Source organism: Pseudoalteromonas rubra (assembly GCF_005887095.1).
Lineage (GTDB): Bacteria > Pseudomonadota > Gammaproteobacteria > Enterobacterales > Alteromonadaceae > Pseudoalteromonas > Pseudoalteromonas rubra_E.
In genome coordinates this window covers 40,801-52,783 of record NZ_PNCI01000041.1, presented here as the reverse complement: position 1 = coordinate 52,783, position 11,983 = coordinate 40,801, and the positions used below count along the sequence as shown (strand labels likewise).

Sequence of the window (11,983 nt, the reverse complement as noted above, 5' to 3'; positions counted from 1 at the left end):
TTTTGCACAGTGGTACTTTACCAATTAAATTACTAATTACCAGAAAGAGTTACATTAAATAACATTTACACAGGTTGGAGTAACAGCAACTCTTTTACAAACAGGTATGGTTATACACATACTTAATCCCAAGGAGACAACCAATGTTTAATTCTAGTCAGTTCAAACTCACTGCAGCCGCGATTTCGCTGGCGTTGCTCAGTGCATGTGGTTCGGGGAGCGACGGTAATTCTTCCGGCCAGGGTCCAGGCAATGGGGGAGGTCAAACTCCAGTCGATAAAGTGCCTGACTTATCTACTGGAGAGGCCAGTGCGAAAAAGTTACGAAAAGCCAGTGCAGAGGACTTTGCAACTTATCTTAAAAATGGTGTTTATCTATCTCAGGGGACATCAGGTGCTTCAGATGTAGCAGACGGCTCCGAAGCAGGCACGTCTCCAACTTCTGGAGAATCTCCTACTTTTTCAACCACCAATGTACAGGAATCGGCAGTCAATGAGGGTGACCGGATCAAGTATGACGGTGACTACTTGTATATTGCCAACACGACGGATTTTCAGGCGGCAGAAGGAGAGCACCAGCAGTCTGTACGCATTCTGAAACGCGGAGAAGCGGGAGAGCTTACGCCACTTTCCAGCTTGATAACCAGTAGGGATTATTATTTTAATCAACGCCTTTATTTAAAGGAGGATAACCTCGCCGTCGTACTCAGTAACGAGGGTGGCATGTTCGGGGTAGAGCCTGGTATTGATGGAGCCCTTTCCATTGCAGTGATGCCTTATCCGGCAGAGCTAGGTATTACGCTGGTACGTGTTGATGTTAAAGATCCCACACAGAGTAATATTACGCATCAGCTACGCTTTGATGGTGAGCTGGTGGACTCGCGCGTTATAGGTGACTCGCTTTATTTGGTTAGTGAATTTACTGCGCGTTTTGATGGTTTTGAGCAACAAGGAGAAGATCTTAACCTGACTAACTACCAGAAAATACTAGCGACGGATATCTCCGAGCTGTTACCCAAAGTGACCGATATCAAGACCGGAACACAAAAACTAATGATAGACCCCGCAACTTGCTTTGTACCGGAACAAGCATCGGAGCTTAATGGTTATCATCAAATTACCTCAGTAACGCGTGTGTCACTAAGCGATCCCGACTCCCTGACTTCCACCTGTATTGCAAGTCGAACGCAGGGGATCTATATGTCACAGAAAAACCTCTACCTCTACGGTTATTATTACGATCCAGAGCACCTGACTTTTGAGGACACAACCCAGACAGTTATGCACCAATTTAGTCTGACAGAAAATGCCGTGACTTACAGTGCATCAGGCAGAGTTGCCGGCCGATTAGGCAGTGGAAATACCAACCTTCGCTTTAGCGAACACAATGATTTGCTGCGTGTAGTAACGTCACGCTTCACCGAGGTAAATGGTATGGTGCACAAACTGTATATACTGGAGAAGCAAGGCGATAACCTGGCACTCATCAGCCAGTTGCCCAACGACACTCGATCCACGCCAATCGGAAAAGTCTCTGACAATGGTTTGGTGGAGGAAGATATCTATGCGGTGCGTTTTTTTGGTGATAAAGCCTATATCGTGACATTCCGTCAGATTGATCCTCTGTATGTGCTCGATCTCAGCGAGCGAAATGACCCTAAAATAACCGGTGCATTGGAAATACCCGGGTACTCAGCATACCTTCACCCGGTTTCAGACACTCTGCTGGTTGGGGTTGGTCAGAATGTGCAGGATTGGTTTATCGACCCTGTCGCGCAGAGTGATGATCAGATAGGCGCCAAGGTAAGCCTTTTTGATGTCAGCGACATTGGCGCGCCAACCTTGCTGCAGGAAAAAGTATTTCCCGGCGGATATAGCCCAGTAGAGTTTGATTATCATGCATTTAGCTACATAAAGCACAGTGAAGAGGTATTCAGAATGACGTTACCTGTAGAAAGCTGGCTCACTCAGGATGAGAGCGACAATAGTGTGACCTGGTATCGACGCAGTGAATTAGCTGCATTCGAAGTGCACAGTGGTGAAACGCCAAAGCTACAGTATATGGGCAGTAGTGTTATTGAACCGCAATCGGACTCAGAGCTTCAGGGTTATGTTTGGTCAGGAGATGATCGTAGCGTGATACATGACGATCATATTTACTACGTGCATGGCAATTTTGTCTGGTCAAGTCTGTGGCAAACGCCACAAGATACGACAGGGCCATTTTAATGTAACTCGGCAAAAACGACGCAACCGGGTTCTTGTTCCGGCTGCGTCATTTGCATTTAGTATGGCGTGATCAAGCCAAGCTTTTGGTCATTACACCACTTTCCACCGAGCAGGTAGTTGTCTTTTAGTGTGCCTTCGTGCTCAAAACCTAACTTGGTCAGTAAGTTAAAAGAGGGCTCATTGCCTTCGGTTACGGTTGCCGTTAGTTTATGGTAGCCGCACTCGTTGAAAGCAAATTCAATGACTGCTTTGGTTGACTCTTTGGCGTATCCCTTCCCCTGATGTGTGGGATCAAGCATAAAGCCAAGTTCTGCCTGTTGGAAGGGCACCCAGTTACACAGAAAGCCATGCAATCCAATAGGTGTCCCTGATTGACGGTCTTCAATCACCATTGTTAGCCAGTGATTTTGTTGTTTTCGCCAGCGAGGCAGGCGGCGGTTGAATTGGCCACGAATAAAATCTTGCCCCGGCAGGTCTTTAATAAATCGCATCACCTGAGGCTGCTGGTGAAGGTAGAGAAAAAACGACCAGTCATCACTGGTCAAAGGTCTGAGTAAGAGTCTTGGGGTTTCTATCACAACATTGTCCTTATGAATTATTATTTAGGTGTGAAAAAGTAGTGCTCTGATGGCGACAATTTGCGCAATGCTGTCAGGGTTATCACCGTGAACGCAAAGTGTATCCGCTTTGAGCGGCAATGAGCGGCCGCTGGCCGTCGTAACTGTGCCCTGGGTGATCAGCTGTTTAACCTGCGCCAGAAGTTGGGCTTCATTATGCACTGCATTGGGCTGCGCGCGAGGGCTTAGCAGTCCTTCGTCTGTGTATAGCCTGTCTGCAAAGGCCTCAAACAGCAGCTCTACACCAAATTGTGACGCAAGACCCAGGTGATGTTCTTGCTTTGCCGTTGCCAGAATCATCAATTTGAGCTGTGAAGGGTACAATGAGATTGCCTTAAGTACCTGAACAAGTATACCTTCGTCGCGCATCATGTCGTTGTACAGTGCACCGTGTGGTTTAACGTATTGCAGCGTCATGTCGTGTACGCGGGCCATACCCTCCAGTGCCGCAATTTGATAATGCAGGGTATTGATCAGCTCATGCTCATTAAGGGTCATTGAGCGGCGTCCAAACCCTTGCAGGTCCGGGTAACAGGGATGAGCGCCAATAGCGACTTTATGCGTTTTGGCAAGCGTCAAAGTAGATGCCATAACACTTGGGTCGCCGGCATGAAATCCGCACGCTATGTTGGCCAGATCAATGTGAGGCATAACCTGATCATCCAAGCCCATTTTCCAGGCGCCATAGCTTTCGCCTAAATCGCAATTTAACAGCATGAGTTGCTCTTTTGTTTGGTTTTTACTGAACCTTAACACGGATCAAGGTTGAAGGTTAGGGTATCAGCAGACAGAAATGAGCAGAGTCCTCAAGCTGAATTCAGCTGATCACAAGGCTGAGGTCTGCTTTATCAGTCACCAGCAGGTGTTGTGGACTGTTGATAATACACCACTCGGGTGCTGCCCGGGTGATGGCAAGATGCGCAGTTAAGCTGGTGGTCCAGAAGACGGGGATATCACCCGAGCTAATGCAGAGTGGCTCGCCAAAGTTTGGTTTACTCAGGTTAGTAACTCCTATTTCGCCGGCGTCACCAAAATGAACAGGAATACCGTGAGGCACCCGACTCACCGAGCCTGCCTGAATTGCACGGATCAACGTCGGCTTATTCATCGGACGCATACAGACCACCTTTGGCCCACCAAACGGCCCGACCTGATGGCTGTCGATATTGCTGATATACATTGGTAAAGAGTGAGTTGGATTAGCAAGTGGACTGGCAATGCCAAAAGAGTGTAAAACAGTGTCAAATGCCAGATGACTGGCCAGCGCAAAGGCGACAAAATCATCCCGCCACAGATGCGTAATATCAGAAACTTCTTCGGCTAGCTGTCCTTGTTTGAGTATTCGATAACGTGGAATATCTGTACGTATATCAATATCCTGACCCAGTTGGTCCAGGTGATAACAGCCAGGCGAAATACTGCTTGCCAACAGTGGACAGCAATCAGCATTGTGCTGGCAGTAGGTCTGAAATTCAAACGCATTGGCTTCAGGCAGGATTAAAATATTGCATTGGGCAAAACCGGGAACAAAGCCATTAGTTGGGCCGGAGTAATCTCCGGCCCGGATCATGGCGCGAATAGCGTTGGGTGCAGTGAGTGATGCCTTAGGGTCCATATTTGTCCTCATCAGATAACAGGCTGATTTAACAACATCTCCCCAATATTATAGGCCGATACGATTAATCTGCCTGTTTGTCTATGCTGACCGGGAGCGTACCATTGGCTTTGGCCTTGCCCATAATCACTTGTGCAAGGGCGGTGTAAGCGGGGCCGCTCACCCGGTGATCGGTTTCAACATCTACGTTATACGCATAGCTTGCCAGTACGGCCTGGCTGTATGGGGCAAAGCGAGTGATTTCATAGGGTGCGCGTAAGCTGATGAAAACTGTCGGTGTATTCTGCGCTTGGGTGAATATCATTAACTCTTCTAAGGCCTTTGGCTGGGCTTTTGCGTTTACCGCAAATTTGGCTAAAGTGGCCAGGTCGTCCATTCCGCCAATTTCAGCGGCACTTTGTGCCGGGGAGGCGTGTCCGGCAATTACCCAGTCAGCACGCTGGATATCTGACTTTGCTTGTTGCGGATTAAACCCTTGTAAACTAGACATAGTTACGGTGAGTGGATGTGCCGAGTGAGCCTGTAACGCTTGTTTAAGCGCGGTGGCTTTTTGCTTGTCAGGCATGATCAGGTGAATGTGTTGATTCGCGCGAATTGCCAGTGGCAATAGATTATCATTTTTCACTTCGGTAATGGCCGCCAGCGCGAGTTCGGCCTCTACTTTGCGATGTTGGGGGTTACCCAATACTGATTTAGCAATGGCGGTTGATAAGCGGCGTTTTGCGGGTAAAAAGCGTGCTTTGAGTGCACGGATCCGGTTGGCTGATAATGTGAGCTCAGAGATCGCTAGCTGGGTAGAGGCTGTTTGATAAAGCTTGTCCATAAATTGCCTGAATGCGCTGATATCTTCTGTGCTCCGTATCGCAAAAGGCATGAGTGCGATATCTACGCCGGCAGCAAAGGTTTCTATGACTGCCTGCTCAGGAGCAAAGAAGTCACTGATCCCGGCCATGTCGAGCGCATCCGTGATGGTGACACCCTGATACCCTAATTGACCCCTCAGCAAATCATGCATTATCTTGCGTGACATGGTGGCTGGACGCAGCATTTTCTCACCACGTTTGTTGAGGATTTTCGTATCATCTAAAGCCGGATATTGAATATGTGCTGTCATCAGCATACCCGGAGGGTGTTGCTTGATGATGGTCGCAAATGGTGCGATGTCCTGCTGGTAAATTTGATCAGGAGTGTGATTGACCCGGGGCAAACCTGTGTGGCTGTCTACATTGGTATCACCATGGCCTGGGAAATGTTTAATGGCTGAAATAACCCCTTGTTGCTCAAATGACTTAACCTGCGCGGCTCCAAGCTTTGCGACTATGTCGGGGCTCTCGCCAAATGAACGTACATTGATGACTGGGTTGTCCGGGTTGGCATTGACGTCGACTGTTGGGGCGAAGTTAACATTGATCCCAAGTACAGCCAGTTCTTTCCCTATCGCAGAAGCGACTGCATGCGCATAGTGGGTGCCGTGTTTCGCATAGCTGGCACCAATACTCATATTGCCCGTAAATGAGGTTGCCTCGGCACGGTTGATTCTTGCAACTCTGCCACCCTCCTGATCAATGGCGATAAAGGGAGGGACTTCAGTAGCGTCATGCAGCTGGCTTGTTAGCGCGACAATCTGGTCAATTTCCTGAACGTTTTCGGCAAACAGGATCACCCCACCGATATGATATTCACGGAGGATGTCTCTTAGCTGCGGTGGCAGAGACGTCATAGGCTCTCTGCACTGGGCTCCTTTGCCTTGTTCACAAAAGTATCTCAAATCGAGCATCAGTTTTTGGCCAATCAGAGGGCGTAATTCCGGTGATACCGTGGCACTGTGGCCTTGGGTTGTCAGGGTCATGAGCAAACCTATTAAAAGTAAGCGAAGCAAAGTATTCATCGTCAATATGCTATTTTTTCTGGCACTCTATCATGCCATAGCGCTAAGATGGAGCAAATTCAGCTCAGTACGCTATCTCAAACTGGTGTCAATGAACGAGCTTTGAACATTAAGGTAGAATCATAAAAATTAAGAGGGAAAAACCATGACACACCATGCCTTAAACTATGTAGAATTTGCAGCGTCGGATCTGACTGCGACACAGGCATTTTTTGAATCGGTATTTGGCTGGCAGTTTCAGTCATATGGCCCAGAGTACGTTGCTTTTAGTGAGTCTGGCTTGGAGGGGGGCTTTTTTCAAAGTGAGTTGTCTGCAAGTCAGGATCAGGGGGCACCGTTACTGGTGCTCTACAGTCAGGACCTCGAGCAAACACAGCAAGCTGTAGAGCAAGCTGGGGCTACTATCAATAAAGCCATTTTCAGCTTTCCAGGTGGCAGACGGTTTCATTTCATTGAACCAAGTGGTAACGAATTAGCGGTGTGGAGCGACAAATAACGTAAAACCAGTATCCAGTTAACTTGCAATCCCGACATCCAGCTTGGCAAACCATTCAAGGAATTCGGTGACGGCGTCTCCTTTAAACAAGCGGCCATGTTGTGGTGCCATAATATCGATATCCAGCTCTTTAACGCGGGCTATCCAGTTTGATTTTGCGCGGTTAGAGGGCATCCAGCGACGATGAAAATACTCCATGTGTTTCACATGAGTGCCAAAGTCTTCAACAAATATGGGCGCATCCGTTTTTTCCAGTGCTGCGCCTACGTCGCCGCTCATCAGAATTCTGGCTTGTGGGTCATAGACATGAAAATTTCCGGATGAATGCAGGTAATGTGCTGGTACCAGCTTTAAGCTGACGTCATTCAGGCGGATCTCCCCGCCTTCATCCTTGATCCCCTGATATCTGATATTGTTCATACCAAAGTGACGAATAAACCCTTCCCATAACCAGGGAGCATGCAGGGTTGCGTTCGGCAGAGCTTTATCCCACAACCCAAGTGATGAAATGATGTCGGGGTCCTGATGAGAAGCGAATAACGTTGTCAGCTCTTCGAGTTCAATATGCTGTAATATGGCGGCTAACATAGGCGAAAAAAGCTCAGTGCCGCCCGGATCGAGCAGCACTGCCTGACCTTTTCCTTTTACCAAATATTGGTTGGTATCTATGATTTTTTCCGGTTTTCCTTCATCCCGACCAAACATCAACCAGGTATGGCTGGGAGCCTGAAACAGTTGTGTCGCTTTCAATGCAAGGTGCCTCTTAGTGTATGAATTTCATTTAAGTTTACGGTGACAGATTGCTTGATTGTTCTGGCTGCACTGGCAATAAAGTCGGAGACGGATTGCAAGCTATCACTGAATTCTCCTGCATTCGATGCTTCAACTCTACTGGTCACTGCAATGTATTCAGCACTGCGCATTTGTTTGTTAATTTCTTCAAAAAAACTCTCGAGCTCAAGCAGGGCGATTTCGAGTTTCTTAGTCTGTTGCTGCCGTTCTAATTTCGCTTTGTGCTGTAAGGCAGCAAGTTGCACTGTGGTTGCTAATGCCGCAGCCTGATCAACATGCAAATCAAACTGTGTACTGCGCACGGCTTCGAGTGCGATTTTGAACAGCTGGTTGGATAATGTGGAGATGTGTGTCGTGGTTTTAATGGTTTGCTCTGAGAACTCATCAATAAAATTAGTGATAGGCTTAAAACCTGATGCAGAATCTCCCGCCCGAAGTGCCACAACTCGTGCATTTTTAGCGGTTAATGATAAGTTTTTGGCTTCGGCCAGAATGGCATCCAGGTTGGCTATAATACGCGCAACGCGAATGAAGCCATCTACTATATTTTTATCACTCAATGCAAAACTCCACTGGCAACGGGCTGCTTTCAAGACACTAGGATAAAATACGCTGAAATTCCAGAAATCGGCATAATTGCACACTCAGTAAAATTTATCTCCACAGCATTAAACCCTTTCATTAACAAAGGCTTCAAAAGTACTCTGAAGCATTACCAAAGTAGCGAGATAGCGACTAAGCTTGTCAGGTGCGACATAAAAAATGACCGGAGCCTGAGTGAAACCCTCTGCGTTGCAATCAATAGCTTGTCTGTGTTTCTCTGCCATGGGGTGGCAGGTAAGCGCAGCAACTCAATCACCAACTATTTTATTGGCCAACCCTATGGTGTTTGCGCTGGTCATAGGAGGTGTGTTTGCGTTGATGGCAGGCTCGGTGGTGTGGGGATTGAATCGTAAACGGGGTGTAATTCGCAGTAACGAACATCATGAAGCTCACCATTTTTATCTGGAGGCATTTCAGGCTAACCCGGGATACCAGTTTGTGTTTAGCTCAGATGCAAGCTTAGTCAGTATGAGTGATGGGTTGACCAAAGCGCTGAATAAAAGCCATGCAGCATTGTTTGCCTATAACCTCCACGAATTGCTTGAACCAGATAGCTGGGCAAGGCTTGCGGCATGGCTGGAACAGCCAAAAAATGGCCAGGTGGTTAAATTGACGCTGGTTAGCGGCCACAACGAACGTGTTACGGGGTTGTTTGAGCTGCAGAGCTCCGAGCAGGGTAATCTGCACCTTGCTCGCTATTTACATCTTTCTCCTCATCTTGGTCAGGCAGACACAGACAGCGAGCTGCTGGCCGTGACATTGAGCTCTATCGGCGACGGCGTAATTTGCTGCGACTTGGACAGCCGCGTGATCTTTATGAATCCGGTCGCCGAGGCCGTCTTAGCCTTGCTGACCGAAGAAGTCAAAGGGTTGCCTATCACCGAGGTCATGCCGCTTTATCATGAAGGCAGTGACAGGCTCATTGAAGATCAGATGGCGGTTTGTATGCGCAACCAGCAAACGGTTAGCTTGCCGGATTCTACCTGTTTTCGAAATCATCTCGGGCTGGAGTTTGCGATTGATGATTCCTGCTCTCCGGTCTACAACAACGCAGGTAAAGTGATTGGGGCGGTGATGATTTTTCAGGATGTGACTGAATCGCGGGCGCTTAAACGCAAGATGAATCACCTGGCTCACCATGATGCACTGACCGGTTTGCCGAATCGACTATTGCTACAAGACAGACTGATTCAGGCTTGTAAACGTGCATTGCGCAACCGTCATCAGTTTGCCGTTGTGTTTATGGATCTCAATAAGTTTAAAAAAATCAACGATTCATTGGGGCATGACTTTGGTGATCTGCTCCTGAAACAGATTGCGCACCGACTAACCGATGCTATCAGGGCATGTGACACCGTGTCCCGAATGGGGGGCGATGAGTTCGTGCTGCTGCTCGATGCCATTGAAGATAAACGGCATGTTGGCAGTGTAATCAAAAAAGTGCTTGATAAAGTGTGCGGCCTGTACGAGATCAAAGGCGTTCAAGTGCAGGCGACTTTGAGCGCTGGTGTGGCTTTATACCCCGATGACGGTGACAATGCCGAAGTGTTAATGAAACATGCAGACAGTGCCATGTATCGGGCGAAGAAATCTGGCAAAGGCGGCATGCAGTTTTACTGTTCACAACTGGATGACGAAGCCGAACAAAATCAGGTTCTGGAGCAGGCCATTCTGGCGGCAATATCTCAGGATAAGTTTGTGCCTCATTTTCAGCCCGTTGTAAATGCCGCGGATGGCCGGGTTGTTCAGTTAGAGATGTTAGCACGCTGGCAAAGAGAAGGTGTATTGGTCGAAGCGAATCGTTTTATCGGTGAGATAGCAGACATGGACGCTTTGATGAGGTTGCAGGTCAGGCTTTGGGAGCAAGCGCTAAGCTACTTTGTAAAATGGCAGGCGCTGCATCCCAAGCTCAGGTTAAGCATCAATCTTGCAGTAAAAACACTACAACACGATGACGCATTGCAAACGCTTAAACGCTGCATATCCTCACACGGGTTATTACCCCAGCATATAGAAATTGAGATTGCTGAAAAGCAGCTGTCGTTGCTTGGAGCAGAACTTAGCTCGGTGGTTAGTGCATGGCGTCAGGCAGGGTTTACTCTGGCAATTGACGACTTTGACGCCTGTCATACCAGCATTAGTGAGCTGCATGCATTCAGTTTTGATGTCCTTAAACTGGACCCCAGGTTAACAAAGGGACTGATTGAGGGTGAGGCTTCGGGGGTGGTGAGTTCGGTACTTACTTTGGCCAATAATCTCGGTGTTGTTTGCTGCGCAGAAGGAGTCGAAACCACTGAACAAGCCAGGTTACTCACTGAGATGGGCTGTCCCCTGCTGCAGGGTTATCATTTGGGCGAGCCGCTCTGCGCAGAGGACATTGCTGCGCACCTGACACGGAAAAGCAGGTCATAAACTCCAAATACGCACTTAAATTGGTGTGTTCAGGCTATACTCAAAGAGCAAGCTTGTAAGATATATTGCCAGAAAAGCTTGCCAGGAGCAGGCACATGAACACCAACACTTTATCAGATGAACTGGTTGTACAATGGAATGAGTTATTAACTCGGGTGGCTGAATTACTGGAGGTGCCTGTTGCATTGATCATGAAACTCAATGGCCCCCACCTGAGTGTTTTCAATAAGAGCCTCAACAGCAAAAACCCTTACGAGATTGGTGATAGTGAGTGTTGGGATCAGTCTGGGCTCTATTGTGAAACAGTGATAAAGACACAACATGAGTTGTTTGTTCCTAACGCCCTCAAAGATGCTGACTGGGATCATAACCCAGACATCAAGCTCGGCATGATAGCTTACCTTGGTTTGCCAATTAAGAATGTCGACGACTCAGTTTTTGGTACCGTATGTGTACTCGATGACAAAGAGAATACCTTTGATGGTAAAACCAGAGCTATGCTCAGCTCACTGAAACATTTGTTTGAACTGCAATTGAGAATGCTGGCAGAGCAAAAGGAGCAAGATCATAAAGAGGCATTTAAAGAGCAGACATTAATGACCATGGGGCTGGCTCATGAACTCAATACGCCATTGGGCGTGGGGGTGACATCTGCATCTATGCTGGTCGAGTCGGCCAGTCGGCTTTTGCAGGCATTAGAGGATGGACCAGAGTCCATGGATGAAGTCCGTAAACAGGCGGACTGCATTGGTCAGGCTGCGGCCTTGCTGGCACGCAACCTTTATCAGATTGACGATAAAATTGACCGGCTTAAACAGTCTATTGTGCAGTGCCACAATGGGGTTTCGACAGTATGTCGTATTACAGACGTTTTTAATTCACTGGCGGATGTATGGGCACCCTCTCTTGCAGAGAAAGAGATCACGCTCCATATCGACATTGACCCAAGCGCTGACGTACTATTACACCTTAAGCCCGCAAGCTTGGTTGAAGCGCTTAACCATCTGATTACAAACGCAATTGAACACGCATTCGATGGCGTTGAAGAACCAACCATCAGAATTGGCGCCAAGGTTAAAAATCAGGAGCTCAAGCTCAAAGTGAGTGACAATGGCGCGGGTGTGAACCTGATTCACCCGGAAGATATTTTTGCACCATTTTATTCAACTAAAAAACAGGTTGCAGGGTCAGGGCTAGGCCTGGCACATGTTAAGCGTATAGCTTTGAATGATCTGGCGGGTACTGTGTACGTCAGTTGTTATCAAGATGGCTTGAGCATAGTACTGCGATTTCCTGTGTCCGGGCCAATCGCACAACCGTAAGCGGATACTC

At 47.8% G+C, this 11,983-nt stretch carries 10 protein-coding genes; 4 read left to right on the top strand and 6 right to left on the bottom strand.

Going from position 1 to position 11,983, the window contains the following annotated elements; translation table 11 throughout:
* Positions 1–143 precede the first annotated feature (143 nt).
* Positions 144–2,228, top strand: coding sequence for a beta-propeller domain-containing protein (locus tag CWB99_RS17105; protein WP_138551198.1), 2,085 nt, complete (start codon positions 144–146; stop codon positions 2,226–2,228).
* A 56-nt stretch (positions 2,229–2,284) separates the two neighbouring features.
* Here CWB99_RS17105 and CWB99_RS17100 read toward each other — a convergent pair whose 3' ends face one another.
* The 4 genes from CWB99_RS17100 to CWB99_RS17085 form a co-directional block, all read right to left on the bottom strand.
* Positions 2,285–2,806, bottom strand: coding sequence for a GNAT family N-acetyltransferase (locus tag CWB99_RS17100; RefSeq protein WP_138551199.1), 522 nt, complete (start codon positions 2,804–2,806; stop codon positions 2,285–2,287).
* Between the two features lie 24 nt (positions 2,807–2,830).
* On the bottom strand, positions 2,831–3,562 hold the full coding sequence (locus tag CWB99_RS17095; RefSeq protein ID WP_138551200.1) for a 5-oxoprolinase subunit PxpA: 732 nt from the start codon (positions 3,560–3,562) through the stop codon (positions 2,831–2,833).
* 100 nt (positions 3,563–3,662) lie between these two features.
* Positions 3,663–4,460: a D-glutamate cyclase family protein gene (locus CWB99_RS17090; RefSeq protein WP_138551201.1), complete on the bottom strand. Its 798-nt coding sequence runs from the start codon at positions 4,458–4,460 to the stop codon at positions 3,663–3,665.
* A gap of 64 nt (positions 4,461–4,524) precedes the next feature.
* Positions 4,525–6,309, bottom strand: a complete 1,785-nt coding sequence (locus CWB99_RS17085; protein WP_138551202.1) for a glycoside hydrolase family 3 protein — start codon at positions 6,307–6,309, stop codon at positions 4,525–4,527.
* A gap of 184 nt (positions 6,310–6,493) precedes the next feature.
* Between CWB99_RS17085 and CWB99_RS17080 the strand changes: the two genes are divergently transcribed.
* Positions 6,494–6,844 (top strand): VOC family protein, encoded by a 351-nt coding sequence (locus CWB99_RS17080; protein ID WP_138551203.1) that lies wholly within the window; start codon positions 6,494–6,496, stop codon positions 6,842–6,844.
* Between the two features lie 18 nt (positions 6,845–6,862).
* Here the strand turns inward: CWB99_RS17080 and CWB99_RS17075 are convergent, their stop codons facing one another.
* Together CWB99_RS17075 and CWB99_RS17070 are read right to left on the bottom strand one after the other, a co-directional pair.
* A complete protein-coding gene (locus CWB99_RS17075) occupies positions 6,863–7,594 on the bottom strand; it encodes an MBL fold metallo-hydrolase (protein ID WP_138551204.1) in 732 nt (243 codons plus the stop codon).
* Positions 7,591–8,196, bottom strand: a complete 606-nt coding sequence (locus CWB99_RS17070; protein WP_138551205.1) for a chemotaxis protein — start codon at positions 8,194–8,196, stop codon at positions 7,591–7,593. Before CWB99_RS17070 ends, CWB99_RS17075 begins: the two co-directional genes overlap by 4 nt.
* A gap of 217 nt (positions 8,197–8,413) precedes the next feature.
* Between CWB99_RS17070 and CWB99_RS17065 the strand changes: the two genes are divergently transcribed.
* Positions 8,414–10,651, top strand: coding sequence for a putative bifunctional diguanylate cyclase/phosphodiesterase (locus tag CWB99_RS17065; RefSeq protein ID WP_138551206.1), 2,238 nt, complete (start codon positions 8,414–8,416; stop codon positions 10,649–10,651).
* Between the two features lie 95 nt (positions 10,652–10,746).
* Entirely contained in the window at positions 10,747–11,973 is a 1,227-nt protein-coding gene (locus tag CWB99_RS17060; protein WP_138551207.1) for a sensor histidine kinase, read from the top strand.
* Positions 11,974–11,983: the final 10 nt, after the last annotated feature.

What these genes read in the sequence shown, in the direction of transcription:
- CWB99_RS17105 (WP_138551198.1), top strand. Translation starts at nt 144, where the DNA reads ATGTTTAATTCTAGTCAGTTCAAACTCACTGCAGCCGCGATTTCGCTG.
- CWB99_RS17095 (WP_138551200.1), bottom strand. Translation starts at nt 3,562, where the DNA reads ATGCTGTTAAATTGCGATTTAGGCGAAAGCTATGGCGCCTGGAAAATG.
- CWB99_RS17090 (WP_138551201.1), bottom strand. Translation starts at nt 4,460, where the DNA reads ATGGACCCTAAGGCATCACTCACTGCACCCAACGCTATTCGCGCCATG.
- CWB99_RS17085 (WP_138551202.1), bottom strand. Translation starts at nt 6,309, where the DNA reads ATGACCCTGACAACCCAAGGCCACAGTGCCACGGTATCACCGGAATTA.
- CWB99_RS17080 (WP_138551203.1), top strand. Translation starts at nt 6,494, where the DNA reads ATGACACACCATGCCTTAAACTATGTAGAATTTGCAGCGTCGGATCTG.
- CWB99_RS17060 (WP_138551207.1), top strand. Translation starts at nt 10,747, where the DNA reads ATGAACACCAACACTTTATCAGATGAACTGGTTGTACAATGGAATGAG.